The organism is Pseudomonas idahonensis (genome assembly GCF_037903935.1).
GTDB lineage: Bacteria > Pseudomonadota > Gammaproteobacteria > Pseudomonadales > Pseudomonadaceae > Aquipseudomonas > Aquipseudomonas danubii.
The window spans coordinates 5,030,268-5,056,071 of the sequence record NZ_CP149586.1 but is presented as its reverse complement, the minus strand read 5'-3'; the positions used below and the strand labels follow the sequence as shown (position 1 = coordinate 5,056,071).

General features: G+C 61.7%; 23 protein-coding genes. 9 read left to right on the top strand and 14 right to left on the bottom strand.

Annotated elements, in window-relative coordinates; translation table 11 throughout:
* Positions 1-6: 6 nt before the first annotated feature.
* The gene (locus WIN67_RS22690; RefSeq protein WP_339070076.1) at positions 7-1,005 is read right to left on the bottom strand and encodes an AraC family transcriptional regulator; all 999 of its coding nucleotides are present in this window, start codon (positions 1,003-1,005) and stop codon (positions 7-9) included.
* A 333-nt stretch (positions 1,006-1,338) separates the two neighbouring features.
* Between WIN67_RS22690 and WIN67_RS22685 the strand changes: the two genes are divergently transcribed.
* Both WIN67_RS22685 and WIN67_RS22680 read left to right on the top strand, forming a co-directional pair.
* Complete coding sequence (locus tag WIN67_RS22685) at positions 1,339-2,670, top strand: dicarboxylate/amino acid:cation symporter (RefSeq protein WP_102880574.1); 1,332 nt, start codon at positions 1,339-1,341, stop codon at positions 2,668-2,670.
* 147 nt (positions 2,671-2,817) lie between these two features.
* Positions 2,818-3,999, top strand: coding sequence for a CaiB/BaiF CoA-transferase family protein (locus WIN67_RS22680; protein WP_339070075.1), 1,182 nt, complete (start codon positions 2,818-2,820; stop codon positions 3,997-3,999).
* 33 nt (positions 4,000-4,032) lie between these two features.
* On the opposite strand, the gene WIN67_RS22675 is transcribed toward WIN67_RS22680, so the two are convergent.
* Positions 4,033-4,527, bottom strand: coding sequence for a SprT family zinc-dependent metalloprotease (locus WIN67_RS22675; RefSeq protein ID WP_102880572.1), 495 nt, complete (start codon positions 4,525-4,527; stop codon positions 4,033-4,035).
* Positions 4,528-4,676: 149 nt separating this feature from the next.
* A complete protein-coding gene (locus tag WIN67_RS22670; RefSeq protein ID WP_102860723.1) occupies positions 4,677-5,279 on the bottom strand; it encodes a Yip1 family protein in 603 nt (200 codons plus the stop codon).
* Positions 5,280-5,572: 293 nt separating this feature from the next.
* Between WIN67_RS22670 and ttcA the strand changes: the two genes are divergently transcribed.
* Positions 5,573-6,397, top strand: coding sequence for a tRNA 2-thiocytidine(32) synthetase TtcA (ttcA, locus tag WIN67_RS22665; RefSeq protein WP_110594728.1), 825 nt, complete (start codon positions 5,573-5,575; stop codon positions 6,395-6,397).
* A 60-nt stretch (positions 6,398-6,457) separates the two neighbouring features.
* Here ttcA and WIN67_RS22660 read toward each other — a convergent pair whose 3' ends face one another.
* The 7 genes from WIN67_RS22660 to arsC all read right to left on the bottom strand — a co-directional run bounded on the left by WIN67_RS22660 (position 6,458) and on the right by arsC (position 13,358).
* Positions 6,458-7,993, bottom strand: a complete 1,536-nt coding sequence (locus WIN67_RS22660) for an ArnT family glycosyltransferase (protein WP_339070074.1) — start codon at positions 7,991-7,993, stop codon at positions 6,458-6,460.
* Between the two features lie 103 nt (positions 7,994-8,096).
* Positions 8,097-9,848 carry a lipid IV(A) 4-amino-4-deoxy-L-arabinosyltransferase gene (gene arnT, locus WIN67_RS22655; RefSeq protein ID WP_339070073.1) on the bottom strand — a complete coding sequence of 584 codons (1,752 nt, stop codon included), beginning with the start codon at positions 9,846-9,848 and terminating at the stop codon, positions 8,097-8,099.
* A gap of 243 nt (positions 9,849-10,091) precedes the next feature.
* On the bottom strand, positions 10,092-10,757 hold the full coding sequence (locus WIN67_RS22650; RefSeq protein ID WP_339070072.1) for a histidine phosphatase family protein: 666 nt from the start codon (positions 10,755-10,757) through the stop codon (positions 10,092-10,094).
* Positions 10,758-11,190: 433 nt separating this feature from the next.
* Positions 11,191-11,862 (bottom strand): DNA-3-methyladenine glycosylase I, encoded by a 672-nt coding sequence (locus WIN67_RS22645; protein ID WP_102880567.1) that lies wholly within the window; start codon positions 11,860-11,862, stop codon positions 11,191-11,193.
* A 125-nt stretch (positions 11,863-11,987) separates the two neighbouring features.
* A complete protein-coding gene (locus tag WIN67_RS22640) occupies positions 11,988-12,410 on the bottom strand; it encodes a DUF2069 domain-containing protein (protein ID WP_110594719.1) in 423 nt (140 codons plus the stop codon).
* Entirely contained in the window at positions 12,403-13,008 is a 606-nt protein-coding gene (gene wrbA / locus WIN67_RS22635; protein WP_102860730.1) for an NAD(P)H:quinone oxidoreductase, read from the bottom strand. The genes WIN67_RS22640 and wrbA overlap by 8 nt, the downstream gene beginning before the upstream one ends.
* Entirely contained in the window at positions 13,005-13,358 is a 354-nt protein-coding gene (gene arsC, locus WIN67_RS22630) for an arsenate reductase (glutaredoxin) (RefSeq protein ID WP_265073592.1), read from the bottom strand. Before arsC ends, wrbA begins: the two co-directional genes overlap by 4 nt.
* 139 nt (positions 13,359-13,497) lie before the next feature.
* Here arsC and WIN67_RS22625 point away from each other — a divergent pair, with 139 nt between their 5' ends.
* Entirely contained in the window at positions 13,498-13,962 is a 465-nt protein-coding gene (locus tag WIN67_RS22625; protein ID WP_102880564.1) for a TlpA disulfide reductase family protein, read from the top strand.
* 71 nt (positions 13,963-14,033) lie between these two features.
* On the opposite strand, the gene WIN67_RS22620 is transcribed toward WIN67_RS22625, so the two are convergent.
* From WIN67_RS22620 to WIN67_RS22605, 4 genes are all read right to left on the bottom strand, one after another.
* The gene (locus tag WIN67_RS22620; RefSeq protein WP_102860733.1) at positions 14,034-14,438 is read right to left on the bottom strand and encodes an META domain-containing protein; all 405 of its coding nucleotides are present in this window, start codon (positions 14,436-14,438) and stop codon (positions 14,034-14,036) included.
* On the bottom strand, positions 14,435-14,872 hold the full coding sequence (locus WIN67_RS22615) for a hypothetical protein (RefSeq protein WP_221811223.1): 438 nt from the start codon (positions 14,870-14,872) through the stop codon (positions 14,435-14,437). The genes WIN67_RS22620 and WIN67_RS22615 overlap by 4 nt, the downstream gene beginning before the upstream one ends.
* 90 nt (positions 14,873-14,962) lie before the next feature.
* Entirely contained in the window at positions 14,963-15,952 is a 990-nt protein-coding gene (locus WIN67_RS22610; protein ID WP_339070071.1) for a 2-hydroxyacid dehydrogenase, read from the bottom strand.
* Between the two features lie 63 nt (positions 15,953-16,015).
* Positions 16,016-18,769: a response regulator gene (locus WIN67_RS22605; protein ID WP_339070070.1), complete on the bottom strand. Its 2,754-nt coding sequence runs from the start codon at positions 18,767-18,769 to the stop codon at positions 16,016-16,018.
* A gap of 218 nt (positions 18,770-18,987) precedes the next feature.
* Between WIN67_RS22605 and WIN67_RS22600 the strand changes: the two genes are divergently transcribed.
* The 5 genes from WIN67_RS22600 to relA all read left to right on the top strand — a co-directional run bounded on the left by WIN67_RS22600 (position 18,988) and on the right by relA (position 25,789).
* Positions 18,988-19,710 carry a response regulator transcription factor gene (locus tag WIN67_RS22600; protein WP_221811226.1) on the top strand — a complete coding sequence of 241 codons (723 nt, stop codon included), beginning with the start codon at positions 18,988-18,990 and terminating at the stop codon, positions 19,708-19,710.
* Positions 19,697-21,052: a sensor histidine kinase gene (locus WIN67_RS22595; protein WP_272753627.1), complete on the top strand. Its 1,356-nt coding sequence runs from the start codon at positions 19,697-19,699 to the stop codon at positions 21,050-21,052. The genes WIN67_RS22600 and WIN67_RS22595 overlap by 14 nt, the downstream gene beginning before the upstream one ends.
* A 116-nt stretch (positions 21,053-21,168) precedes the next feature.
* Positions 21,169-22,071, top strand: a complete 903-nt coding sequence (cysM, locus tag WIN67_RS22590; RefSeq protein WP_102880559.1) for a cysteine synthase CysM — start codon at positions 21,169-21,171, stop codon at positions 22,069-22,071.
* On the top strand, positions 22,071-23,423 hold the full coding sequence (gene rlmD, locus WIN67_RS22585; protein WP_213665813.1) for a 23S rRNA (uracil(1939)-C(5))-methyltransferase RlmD: 1,353 nt from the start codon (positions 22,071-22,073) through the stop codon (positions 23,421-23,423). The genes cysM and rlmD overlap by 1 nt, the downstream gene beginning before the upstream one ends.
* A gap of 122 nt (positions 23,424-23,545) precedes the next feature.
* On the top strand, positions 23,546-25,789 hold the full coding sequence (gene relA / locus WIN67_RS22580; RefSeq protein WP_102880557.1) for a GTP diphosphokinase: 2,244 nt from the start codon (positions 23,546-23,548) through the stop codon (positions 25,787-25,789).
* Positions 25,790-25,804: the final 15 nt, after the last annotated feature.

The window sequence follows — 25,804 nt, the reverse complement described above, 5'->3', positions numbered from 1 at the left end:
CTTTGGCTACTGCTCCCGGGCGCGATAGGCGCCAGGGGTCAGGCCAGTCCATTTCTTGAATGCCCGATGAAAGGCCGAGGGTTCGGAAAAGCCCAATTGCTCGGCGATCTGTTGCAATGACAGGTCAGCCCGCCCCAGGTGGTAGATGGCGATGTCACGGCGCAGTTCATCCTTGAGTGCCTGAAAGCTCGAACCTTCTTCGCGCAAATGGCGACGCAATGTCTGCGGGCTGACGTGCAGGTGCTGGGCAACGCTTTCCAGGTCGGGCCAGCGCTCCTGGTCTCGGCTGAGCAGACGCCGCAACTGGCTGCTGAGGCTGTCGCCCTGGTCCGGGCGTGACAGCAGGTCGGCGGGGGAGCGCTCAAGAAAGTGCTTGAGGGTACGTTCATCCTGTAGCAGCGGCATGCCCAGGTAGCGACTGTGGAACAACAGGCTGCTGTGCTCCTGGCTGAACAGCAGTGGGCAGGGGAACAGCAAATCGTATTCTGCGCCGTGTTCGGGTTTCGGGTAGCTGAAGCAGGCTTGTTCAAGGCGTATGCGCTGGCCGATCAGCCAACTGCCCAGGCGATGCCAGATCACCAGCAGGCTTTCGCTAAGAAAGTGCTCCGGGTCCCATAACTCAGAATCATCCAGGCTCAGGCGGGCCATTTCTCCTTCGTGCGTCAGACGAAGGCGCGGTGCTTGCGCAAACAGGCTGTAAAACAACAAGCCGCGATTGAGCGCTTTTTCCAAGGTGCGGCAGTGGATCAGCGCGTGGCACATCATGGCGAAGGTTCCGCGTTTGCTGGGGCCATTGCCGAAACCCAGGTACTCGTCGTCCAACGCCAGCCACAGTTGCTGCAGCAGACTGGTGAATTGTTCGGGGGCGATGCGTGCCTTGGGCTGGCTCAGCAGCTCTGGACTGATGCCCAGCTGCTGCAGAAGCGGCCCGTAATCGTAGCCGCGACGACGTGCACCGCCTAAGGCGGCACGGGCAAAGTGGCTGGCGATGGTGCGTTCGCGCATGAAGGCTGGTCCGTCCATTGAGTGGCGGATGTTAGCCAGCCCCCTATGAGGGAGCAAGGCGGATATCCGCCAAATTGTAGGACGAGACTCGGCGAATGGGCGGAAATCCGCCAGCGGCGCCGGGTGCAGTGGAAGCCAAGATCGGCCTGTCCCCCTGATGTCTAAAGGCCTGTAGGGCTTTTTTACAAGGTGGCACGGGCTTTGCGATAGAGCCGGAAGATCTGCCAGCACGCAGTTCGACACAACAAATCCCTCCAGCGCAGGAGGGTTCGCACTTTAGGCACCGCATGCATCGACGGAAGCTGTATGCCGGGGCTCTTGAGGAACTTTGCAATGACGACTCGTCAGCCACTGTACAAATCCCTGTATTTCCAGGTGATCGTTGCCATCGCCATCGGCATCCTGCTCGGTCACTTCTATCCTCAGACCGGCGTGGCCCTCAAGCCTCTGGGTGATGGGTTCATCAAACTGATCAAGATGGTCATTGCGCCGATCATTTTCTGCACCGTGGTGAGTGGTATCGCCGGCATGCAGAACATGAAATCGGTGGGCAAGACTGGCGGCTACGCGCTGCTGTACTTCGAAATCGTCTCCACCATTGCCCTGCTGATCGGCCTGATCGTGGTCAATGTGGTGCAGCCGGGTGCTGGCATGCACATCGACGCCTCGACCCTGGATGCTTCAAAAGTCGCAGCCTATGTGACTGCGGGCAATGACCAGAGCATTGTCGGCTTTATCCTCAACGTGATCCCGTCGACCATCGTGGGTGCCTTCGCCAACGGCGACATCCTGCAAGTGCTGATGTTCTCGGTGATCTTCGGTTTCGCCCTGCATCGCCTGGGTGCCTACGGCAAGCCGGTGCTGGACTTCATCGACCGCTTCGCCCACGTGATGTTCAACATCATCAACATGATCATGAAGCTGGCGCCCCTGGGTGCGCTGGGTGCCATGGCCTTCACCATCGGTGCCTACGGCGTCGGCTCCCTGGTGCAACTGGGCCAGTTGATGATCTGCTTCTACATCACTTGCGTGGTATTCGTGCTGGTGATCCTGGGGGGCATCTGCCGCGCCCACGGCTTCAGCGTGATCAAGCTGATCCGCTACATCCGCGAAGAGCTGCTGATCGTGCTGGGTACCTCGTCCTCGGAATCGGCCCTGCCACGCATGCTGATCAAGATGGAGCGCCTGGGTGCCAAGAAGTCGGTGGTCGGCCTGGTGATTCCTACCGGTTACTCCTTCAACCTGGACGGCACCTCGATCTACCTGACCATGGCGGCGGTGTTCATTGCCCAGGCAACTGACACCCACATGGACATCACTCACCAGATCACCCTGCTGCTGGTGCTGCTGCTGTCCTCCAAAGGTGCTGCTGGTGTGACTGGCAGTGGCTTCATCGTTCTGGCCGCCACCCTGTCGGCTGTGGGTCACCTGCCGGTGGCCGGTCTGGCGCTGATTCTGGGTATCGACCGCTTCATGTCCGAAGCCCGTGCCCTGACCAACCTGGTGGGCAACGCCGTGGCTACCCTGGTCGTTGCCAAGTGGGTCAAGGAACTGGACGAAGACAAACTGCAGGTCGAGCTGGCGTCTGGTGGTCGTGCGATCATCGACACCCGTGAAACCGACGATCTGGGTGTGGCTGAAGGCCCGGCACCGAGCATCAAGTAAGTCTTGCTGAATATAAGAAACCCGCTACGGCGGGTTTTTTATTGCCTGGAGATTGAGCACAACGGTCAGTCCGGCTGACCGTTGTGGTAATTGTTGCGCTGCTCGCGGCTGCCTACTCTGAAGCAATCGATCAAGAGGAGAGTGCACATGCAAGGGCCGTTGGCGTCACTCAAGGTACTGGATTTCTCCACCCTGTTGCCGGGGCCGTTCGCCTCGCTGCTGCTGGCGGACATGGGGGCCGAGGTACTGCGCATCGAGTCGCCAACCCGCATGGACCTGCTACGGGTGCTGCCACCCCACGACCACGGTGTATCCGCCAGTCACGCCTATCTCAACCGCAACAAGCGCAGCCTGGCCCTGGACCTCAAGCGGCCCGAGGCGCTGGAGGTGATCCGGCAACTGCTGCAGGACCACGACATCGTTCTCGAACAGTTTCGACCGGGCGTGATGGAGCGCCTGGGGTTGGGGTACGAGGCCTTGAAGGCGATCAACCCGCGGCTGATCTACGTCTCCATTACCGGTTATGGCCAGACCGGACCCTACAAGGACCGCGCCGGGCACGATATCAACTACCTGGCCCTGGCCGGGCTCGCCAGCCAGACCGGACGCCGCGACCAGGGGCCGTTGCCTCTGGGCATCCAGGCGGCGGATATTGCCGGGGGCTCGCTGCACGGTGTGATCGGCCTGCTGGCGGCAGTGATCGCCCGGCAGCATAGCGGCCAGGGCCAGCACCTGGATATCAGCATGACCGATTGCGTGTTCAGCCTGAACGCCATGGCCGGAGCCGGTTACCTGGCCTGCGGGGTAGAGCCGGGAATGGAGCAGCAGGTGCTCAATGGTGGCAGCTTCTACGACTACTACCGCAGCCGGGATGGTCGTTGGCTATCGGTGGGCAGCCTGGAGCCGGTGTTCATGCAGCAGCTGTGTCAGGCCCTGGGGCGGCCAGAACTGGCGGCCCAGGGTTTGTCCCCGTTGCCCGAGCAGCAAAGGGCCCTCAAGCAGGCCTTGCAGATCGAGTTCGAGAAACATGACTTTGCCCAGCTGTGCCAGTTGTTCGCCGGGCTCGACGCTTGTGTCGAACCAGTGCTCAGCCTGGCCGAGGCGGTGGAGCACCCCCAATTGCAGGCTCGGCAACTGCTGAGCCAGGTCCCCCGGGAAGACGGTAGCCTCCAGACCCAGATGGCATGTCCGCTGAAATTCTCCGACGGTTTGCCCGAACCGCGGCATATCGGCGCCAGGCTGGGCGCCCATTCCGATCAGGTGCTGGCGGAGCTTGGCTACAGCGCTGAACGTATCGAGGAACTGCGACGCAGCCAGGTCATTGCCTAGGCGTCGGCTTGCCGGCGAAGCGCCTTGATGCCATCACTCGACCCGGGTTTCGCCGCTGTACACCAGGGTGTGCCGACAGCGTCGGCACAGGTAGCGACGTCCCTGGGCCACCAGCTTGTGGCGTTGCGCCGAAAACGGAAAATCGCTTTCGGCGCAGGGGCAGCGGTAGATGTAGCGGGTCACGCTGCGGCGTTTGACTTCATAAGTGTGGCAACGATTGGGCGGCAGTTCATACACCCCGCGCATGATCAGTTGCCACTCCTCGCCGTGGGGCTGAATGCGCTCGCCAAACAACTGATGAGCGATCAGGTGCGCGACTTCGTGGGCCACGGTCTGCTTGAGAAAGTCTTCGCTGTTTTCCCGGTACAGCTGGGGATTGAAGCGCAGCAGGTTTTCGTGCAAGTGGGCAACGCCGGCTTTCTGGCCTCGTAATTTGAGGCTGACCACCGGGCGTTTGAAAGGACGTTTGAAAAAGGATTCAGCGAGTAGGAAACAGTCTTCGACGCGGGTATTGAGTTGCTCGGGCATGCTTAACGGCTCTCCAGAGCGGCTGAGTATGCCGCAAAGAGCGGCTAATCCGAATCGCCCAGGCGCCGAATGGTCGCAGGAGCGCCCATTAAGAAGGCCGCCTTGCGGCGGCCTGTGTTGGCAGATGGAGGATTATTATTGGTGCGGCGTCAGTTGGTGTACACGGGGCCGACGCCCAGGCCCCAGACAATCACGGTGAAGGCCATGATCGCTACCAGCACCACCAGTCCTACCGCCAGGACCGAGCTGGAAAACAGGAATCCTTCGTCCGATGGGATGTTCATGAAGGTCGGTAGCCCGACGTAGAGCAGGTACACCGTGTAGCAGATCGCCGCCGTGCCGACGATCATCCCCAGCCACATATGCGGATACAGCGCCGCCAGGCCGCCGACGAACAGCGGTGTCGCGGTGTAGGTGGCAAAGGCGACGCAGCGGGCCAGGCTCGGGTTGGCGTCATAGGTCCGGGCCATCCAGTGGATGAAAGCACCCATCACCGCCACGCCGCCAAGCATGGCCAGGTACGACATGATGGTCATCCACAGGGCGCTTTCCATGGTCAGCATCACCGGCGCGCGGTTGCCAATGACCCAGCCGACCTGGGTGGTGCCGATAAAGGCCGAGATAGCGGGGATCGCCGCCAGAATCAGCGTGTGGGTCAGGTACATGTGGCTGATGCTTTCTTCTGCATCGCCACGGATTTCTCGCCATTCCTGATCGGGGTGGGTGAAGAGTCCTACGACATGATGAATCATGGTCAGTCACTCCTTTCATTGTTGCCATCGCCCCCCAACGGAGCGCTTACAGCCAAGTGGCACAGTCAGTATAGGTCTATATATGCATGCGACCTTATGTCGCAGTATAGGGAGGAGTTTTCGTCAGATGTGCGCACCTTTAGAGCAAATCGCGCTGTAAAACCCCAGGGTAATCGCTGTCCTGTCTGTCAGCGCGGCCCCGGGGGGCGCTACGTTTCGACGCTTTCAAGGGGACGGGGTTTTTGCGTAAAATATTCGGCTTTTCGTCACATACCTCGCGGATTCCAAGCGCCATGGGCACTCTTACGGTCAACCAGAACAAACTGCAGAAACGCCTTCGCCGACTGGCGGGCGAAGCGGTCGCCGATTTCAACATGATCGAAGAGGGCGACAAGGTCATGGTCTGCCTGTCCGGCGGCAAGGACAGCTACACCATGCTTGACGTGCTGTTGCACCTGCAGAAGGTGGCGCCGATCAAGTTCGAGATCGTCGCGGTGAACATGGACCAGAAGCAACCCGGTTTTCCCGAGCATGTACTGCCGGCCTACCTCAAGGAATTGGGGATCGAGTACCACATCGTCGAGAAAGACACTTACTCGGTGGTCAAGGAGCTGATCCCGGAAGGCAAGACCACCTGCTCGCTGTGCTCGCGCCTGCGTCGTGGCACCCTGTACACCTTCGCCGACGAGATCGGCGCCACCAAGATGGCCCTCGGTCACCATCGTGACGACATCGTCGAGACCTTCTTCCTCAACATGTTCTACAACGGTTCGCTCAAGGCCATGCCGCCCAAGCTGCTGGCCGATGACGGGCGCAATGTGGTGATCCGCCCGCTGGCCTACTGCAGCGAGAAGGACATTCAGGCCTACTCCGATCTCAAGCAATTCCCGATCATTCCTTGCAACCTCTGTGGTTCCCAGGAGAACCTGCAGCGTCAAGTGGTCAAGGAGATGCTCCAGGAGTGGGAACGCAAGAGCCCGGGGCGTACTGAGAGCATTTTCCGCGGCCTGCAGAACGTGATCCCTTCGCAACTGGCGGATCGCAATCTGTTCGACTTCGCCAGCCTGCGCATCGACGACAGCGCCACGCCGCGTTTCGTCAACGTGGTCAATCTCTGATCCGCACTCGCTGAGTCTTTATCGTCATGCCGGTTGCTATCCGGCGTGGCGAGGGGGGCTTCAGTCCTCGAGAGCCTGAGGAATGAAAGCAACACTGCCCTCGGCTTTTCTTTTCGCCAGCCGTTCACCGTTGGTCGGCAGCGTGCGCACCAGTTGATGATCCTTGCCCAGGTAGCCGAGCATCAACGGTTCATTCTCACGCTGTTGCACCAGGATCAGCGTGCGCTGGGGGTCCCAATGCTGGCCGCTGGTCCTGTCCAGCCAGGCCATGAAGTCTGCGCTGGTGCCAGAGCGCGGGAAGTCCTGGGTTTCGGCGACGTAGTAGAAGGGCACTCCCTGATTCTGCAGGTACAGCGGCACTTTGTTATCCACCTCGACCATCACCATCCGCCATTGATGCCAGGGGGCAATCCGGCTTGCCTCGGCCCTGACCTGCGTGCCGAACTGGATGACACCGCCTCCGCCGTTGCTCCAGGGGTAGGCCACCCCCAGCACCAGCAGCAGAACCACCGCTGCGCTGGCAAAGCCTATGGCCCAGCCGCGTTCGCTGGGCTTGCCGCTGGCGCGTCGTTGGAGCAGGTGGCGGTTCAGCCACCAGGCCCCTAACAGCTGGGCGAAGGGCACCAGAGGCAGGACGTAATAGCTGCGCCGACTGCCACTGGCAGTGAAGAACAGGAACAACAAACCCAGGGCCCAGACCAGCCAGCGCTCATTGGGTTGTAGCTGGCGCCAGTGACGCGCCGCTACCCAGAGGCCGAGTACCCAGCAGGGTGCCCAGGGCAAGGTGTAGGCCGGCAGGTAGATCAGGTAGGTATAGATCGGTCCGATATGGTCGAAAGGATCGAAGAAGCGTTGCACATTCTCCCGGAATACCAGGCTCAGCCCGCTTTCACTGTAGGTCGGGGCGCCATACAGGTGCGAGAGTACGAACGGCACCATGTACAGCAGGGCAGCCATCAGCAACGCCAGGCACAGGCGCGGATTGAGGTGACGCTTCCAGCGTCCCTGGCTCAGCAGGTGTGGCAGCAGGATCAGCCCCGGCAGGACGAAACCGATCAGTCCCTTGAGCAGCGAAGTCGCCGCCAACAGCAGGAAGAACAGGCAATAGCGACTCAAGCGAGTGTCTTCTGGCCCTCGCCAGTACCACCACACTGCTGCCAAGACCCCGCACACGGTGAGAATGTCCGCGGTGGCCACCCGGGCCCAGAATGCAAAGTAGAAGGTGGTGGCCAGCATCCAGCCGGCGATCAGCCCGGTGCCCTTGTGAAACAGCTGCTCGCCAAGCAGGTATACCAGCCAGATGCTCAGCCACCCGGCGAGCACCGAGGACAGCCGCAGCGACCAGTGCCCCAGGCCCCCGGTCAGCCAGGCGCTGGCGGTGATCAGCCAATAGGACGGCAGGGGTTTGTCATAATAGGGAGCGCCCTTGAGGTAGGGGTCGAAGTAGTCGCCACTCTGCAGCATCTGCAAGGCAATGTTGGCCCAGCGGGTTTCCGGCCCCCACAGCTCACGGGAGCCCAGGCCGAGGAGCAGGATCAGGGCGCTGACGCCCAGAAGCAGGATCAGATCCTTGCGTTCGCTATTGCAGATTTTCATGGGTGGGTTTGCGCAGGCCGGGTTGTGGAAGGAAAGGGCCAGGAATGCCAGCGCCGATGGTGGTCGACGCTGACGCTCTCAGGCAGGCGTTTGGGCAGCTTGGTCAGGGTTGAGTAGCCGGCAGGATCAGGATCAGCATGTTGCCTTGCTCGTAGCGCTTGCCGCCCGGCGGCAGCAGGGCGACTTCTTCGTTCTCCAGTACGTCCTTGACCCGCATCACCACACCCACCGATCCCTGTTTGCGTGCGTCGCTGATCCATTGGCCAACGTCGGCCATGCTGACCTTGCGCTGGGTCGATTCAGGGTAGGCCAGGCCGTATTTCAGTTCGCCCTCGGTGTTGTACAGCGCCACGTCCGGGCGTTGCAGGCGCCAGGCCAGTGCTGAGGCCGCCCCCAGGTCGTTGCTCAGCAGGCTGCCGGTCTGCTGGAGTTGCGCAAGGTGTTCCTTGATGAACTGGTCCGGCATCTTGTTGTGCACGATCAAGCCGGGCATTCCCGCAGGCAGCAGCGCTACCAGCAGCCAGATGCCCAGGGCCGGTGCTGCCCAGTAGTTGAGCGGCCTGGAGGCCGGCAGCAGGTTGGCGATGATCCAGCCCATGAGCATGATGAACACCAGGGACAGGCTGAGCATTTCGTCGTGGTCGTACACCGGGCGGGTGATCTGGATCACCACCAGTGCCACTAATGCAGCGACGCCGATCAGTAGGTTGAGCAGACTGTTGAGGCGAACAGTTCGGGCCTTGCCTGCGCTGATCCACTGGATCAGTGCATGGCCCATGAGCACGGCCAAGGGCAGCAGGCAGGGCATGATGTAGGTCGGCAGCTTGCCGCGGCTCAGGCTGAAGAACGCCAGCGGCAGCAGCAACCACAACAGCAGGTAACCGGTGGCCGCCTGGTGCTTGTCCTTCCAGGCCTGAATCAGGGTGCCTGGCAGCAAGGCCGCCCAGGGCAGGCTCGAAACCACCAGCAGCGGCAGGTAGAACCACCAGGGGCGCGTGTGCTGCGCATTGTCGGCGGCAAAGCGGCGGATATGCTCATGCCAGAAGAAAAACCGCCAGAAATCGGATTCATGGGCATGAATGCTCAAGACCCAGGGCAGGCTGATGGCAATCGCCACCAGCACGGCCACCAGGCCAAAGCGCAGCAACTCGCCGAAACGTCGTTGCCAGAGCATGTAGGGCAGGGCGATCAGTACCGGCAGCAGCCAGGCCAGGAACCCCTTGGTCATGAAACCCATGCCGCAGGCGGCGCCCAAGGTGCCCCAGGCCAGCAAGCGGCCGCCTGGTGTCTGGCTGTCCAGGGCGAACCAGAGCGCCACCAGACTGAGGTTGACCCATAAGGTGAATTGGGGATCGAGATTGGAGTACCCGGCTTGCCCGGCGATCAGACCGAAGCTCATGTAAAGCAGGGCGGCGGCAAAACTCTTGCGCGGGTCGTTCCAGATCCGGCGAGTGATCAGGTAAGCCAGCAGTACGCTCAGGCCGGTGCTCAGGGCCGAGGCAACACGCACGCCGAACAGGTTGTCACCGAACAGTGCCTGGCCCATGGCGATCATCCAGTAGCCGGCAATGGGTTTTTCGAAGTAACGGATGCCCATGAAGTGCGGGGACACCCAATCCCCGCGAAGCAGCATCTCCTGGCTGATCTGTGCATAGCGGGTTTCATCCGGAATCCACAGGCCGTGGCTGGTCAGCGGCAGCAGGTAGAACAGGGCGAAGGCCAGCAGCAAGGAGGCTAGTGCCCAGCGCTGGATGCCGCTGGTTGTACTCCCGCCCACGGTATAGCCGGAAGGCGTGATGCTTGTTCCATTAGCCTGCGGCGGTAAAGTGCGCTGCATTTGTGTCCTCTGAGTCATGTGTTGAAAACGGTGCTTCGCTACATTCATCAGGTATGAGTGATGAACATGTAAAATGTTGTCGAGTGCCCGGGGTTCTCAAGGTTTAAAAAATATACTTGGCTTCGCCTGTTTGATAGACCTTGTTGTAAGTGAGAGGGGCGCTCTCTTGGTTCAAGGGTTTATAAGCTCAATTAGTTGGCGAGTGAGTGTGTCTGCTTTTCGAGTGAAGTCTGTTGGGAAGTTGTTAAAAATAGTTGAAAGTTACTCGAGAGGGCCCTCAAGAGTTTGTCGCCAGCTTTCAGCATTGATAATGCCCAGTACTTCCATGGTTCCGTTTACGTTCAGGGTGACAAATAGCGAACTGGCGTAATGACTGGCCAGTGCATGTTCAAAGCCCAGCTGGCTTTCCAGGTCACTGATGCAATCGCTGTGGGTAACCAGGATCAGGTTGCGCTTGAACAACTTGTGCGTCTTGATCTGGTCTTCGAAGTGTTTGCCGCAGTTGCTCAGCCAGTCCTGGGTCTGCACCGGCCGCTTGAACATGAATTCCGAGGTTTGCCGGGTACGGGTTGCCGGGCTGCTGATGACGTCGGTGGAGGCCATGCCCAGAGTGCGGAATGCCTGGCCCACGTCGCTTGCTATGCGGCTTCCAGGCAGGGTGATGCCATCGGCAGGCCCCAGGCAGGGATTGGCGGAGCGGTCGCAGCGCTCGGCATGTCGCACCAGGGCAATCACCTCGCCGTCTTGCCAGTGGCGATAGAAGCCGGCTTGCTGCATCTGGTTGTCGACGCCCAGGTCCAGTGGTGTGGCTGGCCACAGGACAAAGCCGCAGACGAGGATCGCCAGGGCTGCCCCACAGATGCCAGCCAGGATGCGCACGCTGCGGATTGTCTTGCCGCCAGTACCGGATTCAGCAGTATTGACCACGTCGTTTACCTGATTAGGTTTTTGCCAGGAGTTCTGAAAAGAACGGCATGCGCTCACCGCTGCCCTCGCCGCAACTGGGGCCAATTTAGGTCGGGCCAGGTGGGCGGAGAGTGAAAGCAATGTGAAAAAAACGAATGAATGGCGACAGTTCTTTTAAACCTGACAGCCTGGGTTCAGGTTGTTGGCCTGATCAGTGCTTTGTTGTCAGGCCTTATTCATCTATTGGCCCGCAGAATGTGGCTGCAGTTAACTGTCTATCTATCGCTCTTATCGTTGCGGCAAGTGCGAAGTGAACTTTATCCGATAATAAACAGCGGAAGAAAAAACTCACGTTTAGTTCAGCTTATTGTCAGCTTGAGCTGGAGGAGGAGTTTGAGAACGGATGTTTCCCTGCCCGTTGTGCCGGGCAGAGAGCCATGTTGGTGACGGGGGATCAGTGATTGACGGTGTAGGCCAGCATCGCCGACAGCTGGCACAGTGGTCGACCACTTTCTTGCTGCCACTGGTTGAACACTTCCTGGACCAGGGCCTGGTCACGCTTGCTGCTGGGCACCTTGTCGATGATGTTCTGGGCATTGAGGGCCGCCACGACGTCCCACGTGGGGATAAACGTGTCCTTGCCCACCATGCGCAGGAAACGTGGGGCGGAAAGCCCCCCCATCTGGTTGCCGTGCTTGGCCAGGTATTGCCAGAGCCCAGTGATGTCCTGGACCGGCCAGTCGGCAATGAAGGCGCCGAAACTGCCGTGCTGCTTTTCGACATCAAGGATCATCTGGGCATTGCGCGGCACACTCTTGAGCTTGCCCAGATGGCGAATGATCCGTGTGTCCTGCATCAGTCGCTCCAGATGCTCGGCGCCCATGAGCACCACTTTGTCTGGATCGAAGCCAAAGAACACTTGTTCGAACGCCGGCCATTTGGCGTCCACCAAGCTGTGTTTCAACCCGGCGCGAAAAACCCGCAACGCCAGGGTCGACAAGTAGCGATCAGCGCTCAATGAACGCAGGTAGTCGTTGTTCGCTGGCGTCGGCAACTGGGCTTCCAGGGCTGCGGCGGAACCGAAGCGATTAAGACAGTATTCGTTCAACCATTTGTAATCGTGCATGCCTGCTCCGGGTTGGTTCGGGAGTATGGGTCAAGAAGTCTGCTGACCAAGGTGGGGGCGCCGAAACGGCGATGCAAGGTTCCCGGGCGATGTCATGCCCGGGGGAACCAGAGGGTTGCGGGGCGTCAGGCCGGGTTGGCACCTTCGCCGGCGAGCCGGCGATTGAGCTGGAAGCGCCAGCGTACGTAGAGCAGTGCCGAGGTGAATACCGCCAGGCTGGCGAACATTTCCAGCAGGCCGAACAGCTGGCGATTCGGGTCGTAGGCCGCCAGAGCCCCCTTGATGAAGTACAGGTTGACCACAAAGCACATCCACGCGTGTCCGCGAGCACTGCCGCTGAGCATGCCCGGTGCCATCAACAGCAGGGGCACCAGTTCGATCAGCAGGATCACCCAGGGCCGGGCGCCGTGGAGGTCGGCTAGCAGCAGGTAGTAAACGCAGAGCAGGCCTATCAGGCCGAAAAAACAGATCAGGCTGAGGATTCGGGCTATCCGGACCCGAGGTTCCAGCCATTCCACCGCGGGCAGGATCTTCGGCTTTTTAGCCACGGCCGTTCTCCAATTGCTGAGCGGTTTTCGCCAGGCGCAGGCCCAAGGCCCGGCACAGGGCGATTTCATGTTCGTCCAGCGGGCTCTTGCCGTCCGCCCCGGCATGATGGCTTGCGCCATAAGGCGTACCTCCGCCACGGGTTTCCAGCAACGCCGACTCACTGTAGGGCAGGCCGGTGATCAGCATGCCGTGATGCAACAGCGGCAGCATCATCGACAGCAGGGTGGCTTCTTGGCCGCCATGCAGGCTGGCGGTGGAGGTGAAAACGCCGGCGGGCTTGCCCACCAGGGCGCCGGTCAGCCAGAGGTTGCTGGTGCCGTCGAGAAAGTACTTCAGCGGGGCTGCCATGTTGCCGAAGCGAGTCGGGCTGCCCAGGGCCAGGCCCGAGCAGTGCTTCAGGTCGTCGAGGCTGGCGTACAGCGCGCCGCTTTCGGGAATGCTCGGTGCCACGGCTTCGCACTCGGTGGAAACTCCCGGCACGGTGCGCAGGCGCGCTTCCAGGCCGGCCTGTTCGACGCCTCGGGCGATCTGCCGGGCCATCTCGTTGGTCGAACCGTTGCGGCTGTAGTAGAGGATCAGGATGTACGGCGCGCTCACGGCAGGATCTCCAGCACATTTTCCGGTGGGCGCCCGATGATGGCCTTGTCGGCGGTTTCGAGAATCGGCCGCTCCATGAGTTTCGGGTGTTGGGCGATAGCAGCGATCAGTTGTTCTTCGCTGAGGTGGGTGTCCGCCAGGTTGAGCTCTTTGTACTCATCCTCGCCGGTGCGCAACAGTTGGCGCGCACTGAGGCCGAGCTTGCCCAGCAGGCGGTGCAACTGGGGGGCGTCCAGTGGGGTTTCCAGGTAGCGGACCACGGTCGGCGCCAGGCCACGTTGTTCCAGGAGTTCCAGCGCACCGCGGGATTTCGAGCAGCGCGGGTTGTGATAAAGCGTCAGATCGGTCATGTGCGGGTCGCATCTTGCGTAAGGTGGCGGCTATTCTACCCGCGCGACCGACTCTCCTGAACCTTGGGAGTCGATAGGTCGCAGCGATTATCGGTCATCGATCATTTTTCAAGGCACCCTTCAACACAGGAAGCACGGCATGGCAAGGCAATTGGCAGCAGCATTGGCGATATTCACCACCCTATTGCTGGGCGGCTGCGGGAATGACTACGGGGTCGACCAATACGGCCAGAAAGTCGCCGCCGAGCGCCTCGACAAGCAATGGCTGGTGCTCAACTACTGGGCGGAGTGGTGCGGGCCTTGCCGCACAGAAGTGCCGGAATTGAATGCCCTGAACGAGCAGCTCAAAGGGCAGTCGGCCACCGTGCTGGGGGTCAATTTTGACAATGTGCAGGGCGAGGAGCTCAAGAGCGCCAGTGAGAAGCTGGGGATCAAGTTCACGGTGCTGGCGCAGAATCCCGAGCAACTCTTCGATTTGCCACGCAGCGAGGCGCTGCCGGTGACCTACATCATTGACGACAAGGGCAAGGTGCGTGAGCAACTGCTGGGCGAGCAGACCGCCGCAGGTGTACTGGCAAAATTGCAGGCCCTGCGCGGTCATTGATGGGTGACTGCCTGCAGCCGCTGATAGCGTCGGCGGCCGTAGGCGTTGGGGTCAACCTGCCCCGGTTCGGATCAGCCTTCTTCCAGCCACCAGCGCAGCGGCTTGCCTTCGGCAGGCCAGAAGCGCACTTGCTCGATCGGCGAAACATCCCAGCGCTCCACGCTTTCCAGGGCCTGGAGAAAGCGCCGTTCCTGCTCCATCAAGGCTGGAGCACAGAGTTTGCGGGTGCTGCCTACCTTGCCGAAACGGAGCTTTTCGCCGTCCAGAGTGTAAGGCGCGAACCAGTGGTTGCAGCCGCCATTGCCATAGGCGCGACCGTCTTCACCCAAGGTAATGGTCAGGTGGCTGTAATCGATCAGTGGCCGTTCGCCGATCCATTCCAGGACGTAACTGCGATCCTGCTGCAGCTTCAGCGGCTCGGCGGCGCAGCCCATCAGGCCGGCCCCCAGTGCCGCAGTCAGCGCCAGGCGTTTCATTGGCCGGCCTGCTGGCATTTCGGGCAGAGGTGGCGTTCACCCTCACTGACCCAGCCCAGCTCGGCAATTCGTGCGCTGGCGGCAGGTTTCTGGGCCTTGGTGCCGAGCTTGGCGTCCACTGCGAACTCGAAGTTCAGCTCTGCTGTGCAGCTGTCGCAGTTGACTTGCCATTGATGAATCGCCAGTTCGCCGAATACCGGGCCACGGGCCACGGCGACCCATTGGCCGACCGGATTGATCAGGTGGCGGACGGTGTCGACTGTCAGGCGCATGGACAGGTCCTTGCTGCCCTTGAGGGTGACCAGCAGCACGTCGTCGGTACGGATCGAACCACCGTTGCCGGTGACTTGATAACGACCCGGTACCAGGGCGCGGCATTCGATCAGGGTGTGTTGCGGGTTCATCAGGTTGTAGCGGAAATCGTGTTCGACCATGGGTCCTCCAAATCTGCCGCGTATGCTAGCACGGGCCCCTGCGCCGCAGGTTGCGGGCAGGCGACCTTCGATCAGGCCGTGACCGGGATTTCAGCCACGGACCTGATTTTGCGGCTGGCCCGCAGCCCAGCTGGCGATGTTGTGCAACGTGGTGTCGGCGATGGCCGCCAGGGCCTCATGGGTCAGGAAGGCCTGGTGCGCGGTGACTATCACATTGGGGAAGGTCAGCAGCCGGGCCAGCACGTCATCCTGCAGGGGCAGGTCGGAACGGTCCTCGAAGAACAGCTGGGCTTCCTCTTCATAGACGTCCAGCCCCAGGTAACCCAGTTGGCCGCTCTTGAGCGCGTCGATCAGTGCCGGTGTATCCACAAGACCGCCACGCCCGGTATTGATCAGCATGGCCCCGGGCTGCATGTGCGCCAGGCTGTCCTGGTTGATCAGGTAGCGACTGTCGTTGGTGAGTGGGCAGTGCAGGCTGATGATCTGCGCCTGGGCCAGTAGCTCCGGCAGGCTCAGGTAGCGGGCCCCCAGGGCCTCGACGGCAGGGTTGGGGAAGGGGTCGTAAGCCAGCAATTGGCAGCCGAAGCCGGCTATGATACGAGCGAAGGTGGCGCCGATCTGCCCGGTGCCGACTATGCCCACGGTCTTGCCCACCAGGTCGAAGCCGGTCAGGCCGTGAAGGGTGAAGTCGCCTTCACGGGTGCGATTGTAGGCTCGATGCAGGCGTCGGTTCAGCGCCAGGATCAGGGCTACCGCATGTTCCGCCACGGCATGGGGCGAGTAGGCCGGGACCCGGACCACATCCAGGCCCAGGCGCTTGGCGGCGGGCAGGTCGACATGGTTGTAGCCGGCTGAACGCAGGGCGATCAGCCGGGTACCGCCGGCGGCCAGTTGCTCCAGCACCGGAGCGCTCAGGTCGTCGTTGATAAAGGCGCAGACCACTTCATGGCGCTCGGCCAGGGCCGCGGTGTCCAGGCTCAGGCGGGCGGCCTGGAATTGCAGTTCGATACCCGTGGGCAGGCTGGCGCCGAGAAAACTTTCACGGTCGTAGGTCTGGCTGCTGAAAAGAATCGTACGCATGCTTGCATCCTTGGTCGGTGCACCCAGCATGCAGGCCGGGCGCCGGGCAGGTCTTGTCCTGGATCAGGCGTTGATCCGCGCTTCGGCGGCGAGACGGCTGATGGCGTGGTCCAGCTCATCCAGAGCGGCAAAGGCTTTGACGTCTTCCTGCTTGAGCAGGGTTTCGCTGCGCTGGCAGGCGGCGCGCAACTGCGGCACTCCGCAATATCGGGTGGCTCCGTGCAGGCGGTGGACCCGTTCGATCAGGGCGCTGTGGTCGTTGGCTGCACGAGCGGAGTTGATCGCCTCGCGATCGGCCTCCAGTGAGGCCAACAACATGGCCAGCATGTCCGCCGCCAGATCAGCCTTGCCGGCCGCTAGGCGCAGGCCTTCGTCCTGATCCAGCACTTGCAGCTCCAGGTTCAGTTCCGAGCGTTCATTGGCTCGCTCCGGGCCCTGATTGCGCAAGGCCAGCCCGGTCCATTTCAGTACCACCTGGGCCAGCTGCCGTTCACTGATGGGCTTGGTCAGGTAATCGTCCATGCCGCTTTGCAGCAGGGCGCGTTTTTCGTTGGCCATGGCATGGGCGGTCAGGGCCACGATGGGCAGTGGCGTGCCATGGCGCTCGCTTTCCCATTGGCGGATCGCCTCGGTACTTTGTCGGCCGTCCATGCCCGGCATTTGCACGTCCATCATCACCAGGTCGAAAGGTTCGTTCTGGATCGCGTTCAGCGCTGCGTAACCGTTGTCCACCGCCAGCACCTTGGCGCCCATGTCCTCCAGCAAGGTCTGGATCAGCAGGAGGTTGGCCGGGTTGTCGTCGACACACAGGACCCGTGGCGCACGGCTGGAGAGGCTTTCCTCCGGCTCGCTGCGGGCCCGGCGCGGGGTGACCAGGTCAGACAGGGCGCGACGCAGTTTGCGGGTGCAGGCCGGCTTGGCCTGCAACTGGCTGTGGGGGTTGGGGACCGACAGGTGGAACAGTGTCTGTTCGGTGGTCGGGCACAGCACCAGGACTTTGCAGCCCAGGTGTTCCAGGTCCCAGATGTGCTGGCTCAGGCGTTCGGGAGACATGTCGTTGGTGGTGATGCCGAGCACCGCCAGGTCTATGGCCTGGTCGCTTTGGTGTACGCCAGTAATGCCATTGGTCAGGGCGTCCAGGGTGTTGAACGGGGTCACTTCCAGGCCGCAGTCTTCCAGTTGATGCTGCAGGGCCTGACGGGCCAGTTCGTGATTTTCCAGCACCGCTACGCGTCGCCCCAGCAATGGCGGACCCGGCAGGTCCTCGGCGTCATCGCGGGTTTTCGGCAGGTTCAGGCTGATCCAGAATTCCGAGCCTTCGCCCGGGGTGCTGTCGACTCCGATTTCACCGCCCATCTGTTCGATCAGGCGCTTGGAGATCACCAGCCCCAGCCCGGTGCCGCCGGGTTGCCGCGACAGCGAGTTGTCGGCCTGGCTGAAGGCCTGGAACAGAGCGCGAACATCCTGGTTGGACAGGCCGATGCCGGTGTCTTGAATGCTGATGCGCAGTTGCACGCTGTCTTCGTGTTCTTCTTCCAGCATCGCCCGGGCGACGATGGTGCCTTCGCGGGTGAACTTGATGGCGTTGCTCACCAGATTGGTGAGGATCTGCTTGAGCCGCAGTGGATCGCCCACCAGGGACAAAGGCGTATCCCGATAGACCAGGCTCACCAGTTCCAGCTGCTTGGCGTGGGCTGCCGGGGCGAGGATAGTCAGGGTGTCCTGCAGCAAGTCCCGCAGGTTGAAGGGAATGCTGTCGAGCACCAGCTTGCCGGCTTCGATTTTCGAGAAGTCGAGGATCTCGTTGATGATCCCCAACAGGCTGTCGGCGGACTTTTCGATGGTGCCCAGGTAGTCCAGCTGGCGCGGCGTCAGCTCGCTTTTCTGCAGCAGGTGGGTGAAGCCGAGAATGCCATTGAGGGGGGTACGGATTTCATGGCTCATGTTGGCCAGGAATTCCGACTTGATCCGGCTGGCCTCCAGGGCCTCCTTGCGTGCCAGATCCAGCTCGATGTTCTGGATCTCGATGGTTTCCAGGTTCTGGCGCACGTCTTCGGTGGCCTGATCGATGCTGTGTTGCAATTCTTCCTGGGCATTTTGCAGGGTGCTGGCCATGCGATTGATGCCCGAGGCCAGTTCATCCAGTTCGTGGCTGCCCAGGGGTGGCAAGCGGGTTTCCAGGTTGCCGTCCTTGAGTTGCGCCACGGCCTGCTTGATCTGAGTCAGCGGGTTGTTGATGGTCCGCCCCATGCGCACTGCCAGCAGGGCTGCACCGGCCAGGCCGGCGGCAATCAACAGCAGACTGGCGAACAGGCTGCGGTAACCGCGCAACAGCATGCCGCTGTGGGACAGCTCCAGTTCCACCCAGCCCAGCAAACGGTCTGATTCATCGGGGATCAGATCACCGGCCAGATTGCGGTGGCGGCCGAAGACCGGCAGTTGGTAGCGGGTCGCGTCATTACCACTGCGTTGCATGATGTGGGTGCTGTTATCGCTGGGCGGTGGATTGAGCATGCTGGGGCCGGCGTGGGCCATGAGCGTGCGATCGGGGGCAAGGAATGACACCGCGCGTACGTCCTGCTGTTCCAGGGCTTGGGTGGCGATGCGTTCGAGCATCGGCGAGTTGCGGTTGCCCATCGCCGGCGCCACCAGGGAGGCCAGTTGTTCGGCGATCATTTCGCCGCGCTGCAGCAGTTGGGTCTGCAGGTCGGAGAGCTGCATCCAGGTGAAGTAGCCGCCCAGTACCAAAGCCATCAGGCTGGTGGGCAGTAAGGTCAGCAACAGTACGCGGCCTTTGATTCCCAGTTTCTTGAGCACGCAACTCTCCTGCTTCCACGCTGTTTTGAAAGGTCGACGGGCACGTCCGTGATGCGCCACCTGCGCAGTGTAACGATTTGCCAGGGGCTGATCTTGGCAAATTGCAGACCGTTAGCCGACAGCCGGAGGGCGGATAGGGGGCTACGACCAAGGCGCTGGTTGCCGCCATCCGGGCAATCTTGAATAATCGCCCAACTGAGAATGACTTGCAGAAGCTAATGACTCCCGTAGCTGTTGAGCCTCCCCGTATCCTGGCAATTGAAGACGACCCGGTGCTCGGTGCCTATGTGCATGAGCAACTGGGGCGCTGCGGCTTTGCCGTGACCTGGTGCCAGAATGGCCAGGAAGGTCTGGGTATCGCGCGTCGGCAAGCCTTCGATGTGGTGTTGATGGACATCCTGTTACCGGGCATGGGCGGCCTGGAGGTGCTGACCCACTTTCGCCAGAGTCACTCCACGCCGGTGCTGCTGATGTCGGCCCTGGGAGCAGAGGCCGATCGCATCAGTGGATTCCGCCTGGGCGCCGACGACTACTTGCCCAAGCCCTTCAGCATGGCCGAGCTGCGGGTACGCATCGAAGCCATCCTGCGGCGAGTGGCCCTGGACCGGCGGCCGACACCACCGAAACTCAGCAGCAGCGTGCAGAGCCTGCGTTTTGATGACGAGCTGTGTGACGTGTTCTTTGCCGAGCGCCCGGCCGGCCTTACCCGTAGCGAATACCGCCTGCTGGAAACCCTGCACCGCAACGTCGATGAGGTGCTGAGCAAGGCCTTCCTTTATCAGCATGTCCTGCAGCGAGGGTATGCGGCCCACGATCGCAGTCTGGACATGCATGTCAGTCAGATACGTCGCAAGCTCAAGGCGCTGGGCTACAGCGAACGTGAAGTGCGTACGGTTTGGGGCAAGGGCTATGTGCTGAGTGCCTTCGATGAACTGGTCTGATCTGCCGGGCCGGCACTCGCTGTTCTGGAAGCTGGCATGCCTGCTGGTGGCGTTCTGTCTGTTGATGATCTGGTTGAGCTGGTCCTGGGGGCGCTATGTTGAGCAGAAGAACCTGTACCTCGCCGATGAAGCCCGGGCTACCTTGCGCAGTTACGCGCAGGAAGCGGAACAAGCCTGGAAGACCGGCCAGCATGCCGGCGTGGATGTCTGGATCCAGGAGATGGCCGGTCGTGAGAGCACCTGGGTCGGCGTCATCGGCAGTGATCTGCAAGCCCTGAGCAGCTACCCGCTGACAGCGGCCGAGGCTCAGCGCCTGACGTTCCTGCGGGGGGCGGATTGGCCGGTGAGTCGGCACAGCCGTGGGTTGCCCTGGCTGAAAATTCCGTTCCCCGATGATCCGTCTCTCGGCAGTCTGGTCATCGAGCTGCCGCAGCGTTTCATGCCCGGGCGATACCGGGTGTTCTGGCGCGTGATCACCAACGGCGTGATCCCCGGACTCTTCACGCTGCTGCTGTGCGTGGGCTTGTACCGCTTGTTGGTGGTGCCGCTCAATCAGTTGCGGGAGCAGGCCAATGCCTGGCGTGCGGAGCAGTTGAATGTGCGGCTGTGCACCGAGACCACTCAGCGCAAGGACGAGTTGGGGGAGTTGGGGCGAGCGTTCGATCAGATGTCCGAGCGGCTGCAAAGCACCGTGGCTGTGCAGCAGCAGTTGCTGCGGGACCTGTCCCACGAGTTACGCACTCCCTTGAGTCGTCTGCGGGTGGCTTGCGACAGCGAGCAGAGCCTGGGGGCATTGCGTGAGCGCTTGTCCCGAGAAGTCGACGCTATGCAGCGCCTGGTGGAGGACAGCCTGCAACTGGCCTGGCTGGACACCGAGAGGGCACCGCTGCCAGAGGAGCAGATTCAGGTCCAGGCCTTGTGGGAAATGCTCAGCGAGAACGCCTGCTTCGAGAGCGGCTGGTCCCCAGCGCAGTTGCGCTGTGATCTGCCGGCGGATTGTTGGGTGCGCGGGCATCTCAATACCCTGGCCCAGGCTCTGGAAAACATCCTGCGTAATGCCATCCGGCATTCGCCACCCGGGGCTCTGGTCATCCTCGATGGTCGACGTGACGCTGAATATTGGCATCTGTGGCTGGACGACCAAGGGCCGGGGGTAGCGGAAGAGGCGTTGGAACGGATGTTCGATCCGTTCATCCGTCTGGACGGTTCACGGCCGGGAGATGGAGGTTTCGGCCTCGGCCTGAGCATTGCGCGCAATGCGGTGGAGCGCCAGGGAGGTCGTTTGTGGGCGCAGAACACGGCCCATGGCTTGCGTGTTCACATGCGCTTGCTGGCGGCTTGAGACGGCCCTGTGCCGCCTTATATCAATAAGCCATAAGCCCCGCACTTTGCGTGATATGGCGCTTGGGCGTTTGCCGGTATGATAGGCGCCCCCGCAGTCTGGATTGCGAATACGCCATGACCTTGCAGTACCCAACCATCGCCGATTGCGTCGGCAACACCCCGCTGGTTCGTTTGCAGCGCCTGCCTGGCGCCACCAGCAATACCCTGCTGCTCAAGCTCGAGGGCAATAACCCGGCGGGTTCGGTCAAGGACCGCCCGGCACTGTCGATGATCACCCGCGCCGAGTTGCGTGGGCAGATCCAGGCCGGGGATACCCTGATCGAAGCGACGTCGGGCAACACCGGGATCGCCCTGGCCATGGCTGCCGCGATCAAGGGTTACAAGATGATCCTGATCATGCCCGACAACTCCAGCGCCGAGCGCAAGGCGGCAATGACCGCCTATGGTGCCGAGCTGATCCTGGTGAGCCAGGAAGAGGGCATGGAAGGCGCCCGTGACCTGGCCGAGCGGATGCAGGCCGAAGGCCGTGGCAAGGTGCTCGATCAGTTCGCCAACGGCGACAACCCGGAGGCCCACTACACTGGCACCGGTCCCGAAATCTGGCGCCAGACCCAGGGCAGCATCACCCACTTCATCAGCTCGATGGGCACCACCGGCACCATCATGGGCACTTCGCGCTATCTCAAAGAACAGAATCCCCAGGTGCAGATCGTGGGTCTGCAGCCGATGGAAGGCTCGGCGATTCCCGGCATTCGCCGCTGGCCCGAGGAGTACCTGCCGAAGATCTATCAGGCCAGCCGGGTCGATCGCATCGTCGATATGGCCCAGAGCGAAGCTGAAGACGTGACCCGGCGCCTGGCTCGGGAAGAGGGCATCTTCTGCGGCGTGTCTTCCGGTGGTGCGGTGGCGGCGATGCTGCGCCTGTCCCGGGAAGTGGAAAACGCGGTCATGGTCGCGATCATCTGTGACCGTGGCGATCGTTACCTGTCGACCGGCATTTTCGATGCGCCCAACTGATGGCTAAGCACGAGAGAGGCCTGCGCTTCCAGCCTGCGGGCGGTAGCCGGGCCCCACAGATTCCGGTGGGCAAGAAGCAGCGGTTGACTATCCAGCGTCTGGCCAATGACGGCCGTGGCATTGCCTTTGTCGAAGGGCGTACCTGGTTCGTCAGCGGTGCCCTGGCCGGTGAAGAAGTCGAAGCTCGGGTGTTGGGCAGCCACGGCAAAGTGGTGGAGGCCCGTGCCGAGCGCATCTTCAACGCGAGTGATCTGCGTCGCCCGGCGGCCTGCGCCCACGCCGGGCGTTGCGGCGGTTGCAGTGTCCAGCACCTGCCCCATGCCGAACAGCTTGCCCTGAAACAGCGCATGCTCGCCGAGCAGTTGTCCAAGGTCGCGGGTGTCGAGCCCGAGGCCTGGGCCGCTCCCTTGAGCGGTCCCGAGTTCGGCTATCGGCGTCGCGCCCGGGTGGCGGTGCGCTGGGACGCCAAGGGCAAGCAACTTGAGGTGGGTTTCCGTGCTGCCGGTAGCCAGGACATTGTCGCCATCGACGATTGCCCGGTGCTGGTACAGGCTTTGCAACCTGTCATGAACCGTTTGCCCGCTATGCTGCGACGCTTGAGCAAGCCTCAGGCACTGGGGCATGTGGAGTTGTTCAGTGGTTCGGCGCTAGCGGTGCTGTTGCGCCATATGGCGCCGTTGTCCGAGAGCGACCTGACGATCCTCAAGGACTTCTGCGATTTCCATCAGGCGCAATTGTGGCTGCACGGTGAAGGCGAGCCGCACCCCTTTGATCCATCGCAGGCACTGGGTTATCGCCTGGAGACCTGGGATCTGCACCTGGCGTATCGGCCGGGTGACTTCGTCCAGGTCAATGCGGGGGTCAATGAAGCGATGGTGGCCCAGGCTCTGGAGTGGCTCGCGCCGCAAGCTCAGGAGCGGGTGCTGGATCTGTTCTGTGGCCTGGGCAACTTCGCCTTGCCGCTGGCTCGGCAAGTGCGGGAAGTGGTGGCAGTGGAAGGCGTGGCGACCATGGTGGCGCGGGCCGCTGAAAATGCTGCCAGCAACAATTTGCATAACACGCGCTTTTTTCAAGCCGATTTATCCCAACCTCTGAGTGCTGCCGAGTGGGCTGATGAAGGCTTTTCTGCGGTACTCTTGGACCCACCCCGCGACGGTGCTTTCGAGGTGGTCCGCCACTTGGCGAGCCTGGGTGCCAAGCGGTTGGTGTACGTGTCATGCAATCCGGCAACTTTGGCTCGTGACACGGTCGAACTGATCAAGCAGGGCTATAGGTTAAAACGTGCCGGGATCCTCGATATGTTTCCTCAGACGGCGCATGTCGAGGCCATGGCGTTATTCGAAGCGAGCTAGGATGGCTTGTCTAATCCGACTGATCTTTCTGGTGTGGTTCGCTGGCCCTGCGAGCTGTGCCCGAGCGTTGAAGATCAGCGATTTGACGCATTGAATGTGCGTCGTAGGGAAGGTAAAGCAAGATGGTACAGGTGAGAGCGCACCAGCCGATCAACACCGACGGCAGTATCAATCTCGAGGCATGGCTTGATCATACGGTCAGCGTCGACATGGTACTGGACCGTGAAGCCTTGAAAGAGGCCTGCGAGTTCGCTCGTGAGGCCGAGCTACAACACATTGCCGCCAAAGGCCTGAGCTCCGAGGACGTGTCGAGTTTCAGCACGGGCCTGGAGATCGCCGAGATCCTTGCTGATCTCAAGCTGGATCAGGATTCCCTGGTCGCCGCGGTACTGTACCGCGGCGTCCGCGAGGGCCAGATCCAGTTGCCAGCGGTCAGCCAGCGTTTTGGTCCGGTGGTGGCCAAGCTGATCGATGGTGTGCTGCGCATGGCCGCCATCACCGCCAGTCTCAGTCCTCGCCAGTCCCTGGTACTCGGCACTCAGGCCCAGGTTGAGAACCTGCGCAAGATGCTGGTGGCCATGGTCGATGACGTGCGGGTGGCGCTGATCAAGCTGGCGGAGCGGACCTGTGCCATTCGTGCGGTGAAAAGCGCCGACGAAGAGAAGCGCAATCGAGTGGCCCGGGAAGTCTTCGACATCTACGCGCCCCTGGCTCATCGCCTGGGCATCGGCCATATCAAGTGGGAGCTGGAGGACCTGTCCTTCCGGTACCTGGAGCCCGAGCAATACAAGCAGATCGCCAAGCTCCTGCATGAGCGGCGCCTGGATCGCGAGCGCTTCATCAGCGACGTGATGAACCAGCTGCAGAACGAACTGAAGGCCACTGGGGTCAACGCCGACATCAGTGGGCGGGCCAAACACATCTACTCCATCTGGCGCAAAATGCAGCGCAAGGGTCTGGAGTTCAGTCAGATCTACGATGTGCGCGCCGTGCGGGTGCTGGTGCCGGAAATGCGCGACTGCTACACCGCACTGGGCATCGTGCATACCTTGTGGCGGCATATCCCCAAGGAATTCGACGACTACATCGCCAACCCCAAGGAAAACGGCTATCGCTCGCTGCACACCGCGGTGATCGGCCCTGAGGGCAAGGTGCTGGAAGTGCAGATCCGCACCCACGCGATGCACGAGGAAGCGGAGCTGGGGGTGTGCGCCCACTGGAAGTACAAGGGCACCGACGTCAAGTCCGGCTCCAACCATTACGAAGAGAAGATCTCCTGGCTGCGTCAGGTGCTGGAATGGCACGAGGAGCTGGGGGACATCGGTGGCCTGGCCGAACAGCTGCGGGTGGATATCGAGCCGGACCGGGTGTACATCTTCACCCCCGACGGCCACGCCATCGACCTGCCCAAGGGCGCCACGCCGCTGGACTTCGCTTATCGGGTGCACACCGAGATCGGCCACAACTGCCGTGGCGCCAAGATCAACGGGCGCATCGTGCCGCTCAACTACAGCCTGCAGACTGGCGAGCAGGTGGAGATCATCACCAGCAAGCACGGCACCCCGAGTCGCGATTGGCTGAACCCGAACCTGGGTTACGTCACCACTTCCCGGGCGCGGGCGAAGATCGTCCACTGGTTCAAGCTGCAGGCTCGCGATCAGAACGTCGCCGCCGGCAAGACCCTGCTGGAACGCGAGCTGAATCGTCTCGACCTGCCTCAGGTGGACTTCGACAAGTTGGCCGACAAGGCCAACATGAAGACTGCCGAGGACATGTTCGCGGCTCTGGGTGCGGGCGATTTGCGCCTGGCGCAACTGGTCAACCTGGCCCAGCAACTGGTGGAGCCCGAGCGCGGCAATGAACAGCTGGAACTGATCCCGCGCAAGGCCGCCGGCTACAAGCCGGGCAAGCGTGGCGACATCCAGATCCAGGGCGTGGGCAACCTGATGACCCAGATGGCGGGTTGCTGCCAGCCGCTGCCGGGGGATGCGATCGTCGGTTACATCACCCAGGGTCGTGGCGTGAGCATTCACCGCCAGGACTGTGCCTCGGTGCTGCAACTGGCCGGTCGCGAGCCGGAGCGGATCATCCAGGTCAGCTGGGGGCCGGTGCCGGTGCTCACCTATCCGGTGGACATCATCATTCGCGCCTACGACCGTTCCGGCCTGCTGCGTGACGTGTCCCAGGTGCTGCTCAACGAGCGGATCAACGTACTGGCAGTCAATACGCGCTCGAACAAGGAGGACAACACGGCGTTGATGTCCTTGACCATCGAAATTCCGGGCCTGGATGCATTGGGACGTTTGCTGGGGCGCATCTCCCAGTTGCCGAACATCATCGAGACCCGGCGCAATCGAACCCCGTGATGCCTGCATGAAATG

Bases quoted from the DNA above. Each gene is read 5' to 3' on its own strand.
- WIN67_RS22690 (WP_339070076.1), bottom strand. From the start codon at position 1,005: ATGCGCGAACGCACCATCGCCAGCCACTTTGCCCGTGCCGCCTTAGGC.
- WIN67_RS22685 (WP_102880574.1), top strand. From the start codon at position 1,339: ATGACGACTCGTCAGCCACTGTACAAATCCCTGTATTTCCAGGTGATC.
- WIN67_RS22680 (WP_339070075.1), top strand. From the start codon at position 2,818: ATGCAAGGGCCGTTGGCGTCACTCAAGGTACTGGATTTCTCCACCCTG.
- WIN67_RS22675 (WP_102880572.1), bottom strand. From the start codon at position 4,527: ATGCCCGAGCAACTCAATACCCGCGTCGAAGACTGTTTCCTACTCGCT.
- WIN67_RS22670 (WP_102860723.1), bottom strand. From the start codon at position 5,279: ATGATTCATCATGTCGTAGGACTCTTCACCCACCCCGATCAGGAATGG.
- ttcA (WP_110594728.1), top strand. From the start codon at position 5,573: ATGGGCACTCTTACGGTCAACCAGAACAAACTGCAGAAACGCCTTCGC.
- WIN67_RS22660 (WP_339070074.1), bottom strand. From the start codon at position 7,993: ATGAAAATCTGCAATAGCGAACGCAAGGATCTGATCCTGCTTCTGGGC.
- arnT (WP_339070073.1), bottom strand. From the start codon at position 9,848: ATGACTCAGAGGACACAAATGCAGCGCACTTTACCGCCGCAGGCTAAT.
- WIN67_RS22645 (WP_102880567.1), bottom strand. From the start codon at position 11,862: ATGCACGATTACAAATGGTTGAACGAATACTGTCTTAATCGCTTCGGT.
- arsC (WP_265073592.1), bottom strand. From the start codon at position 13,358: ATGACCGATCTGACGCTTTATCACAACCCGCGCTGCTCGAAATCCCGC.
- WIN67_RS22625 (WP_102880564.1), top strand. From the start codon at position 13,498: ATGGCAAGGCAATTGGCAGCAGCATTGGCGATATTCACCACCCTATTG.
- WIN67_RS22620 (WP_102860733.1), bottom strand. From the start codon at position 14,438: ATGAAACGCCTGGCGCTGACTGCGGCACTGGGGGCCGGCCTGATGGGC.
- WIN67_RS22615 (WP_221811223.1), bottom strand. From the start codon at position 14,872: ATGGTCGAACACGATTTCCGCTACAACCTGATGAACCCGCAACACACC.
- WIN67_RS22610 (WP_339070071.1), bottom strand. From the start codon at position 15,952: ATGCGTACGATTCTTTTCAGCAGCCAGACCTACGACCGTGAAAGTTTT.
- WIN67_RS22600 (WP_221811226.1), top strand. From the start codon at position 18,988: ATGACTCCCGTAGCTGTTGAGCCTCCCCGTATCCTGGCAATTGAAGAC.
- WIN67_RS22595 (WP_272753627.1), top strand. From the start codon at position 19,697: ATGAACTGGTCTGATCTGCCGGGCCGGCACTCGCTGTTCTGGAAGCTG.
- cysM (WP_102880559.1), top strand. From the start codon at position 21,169: ATGACCTTGCAGTACCCAACCATCGCCGATTGCGTCGGCAACACCCCG.
- rlmD (WP_213665813.1), top strand. From the start codon at position 22,071: ATGGCTAAGCACGAGAGAGGCCTGCGCTTCCAGCCTGCGGGCGGTAGC.
- relA (WP_102880557.1), top strand. From the start codon at position 23,546: ATGGTACAGGTGAGAGCGCACCAGCCGATCAACACCGACGGCAGTATC.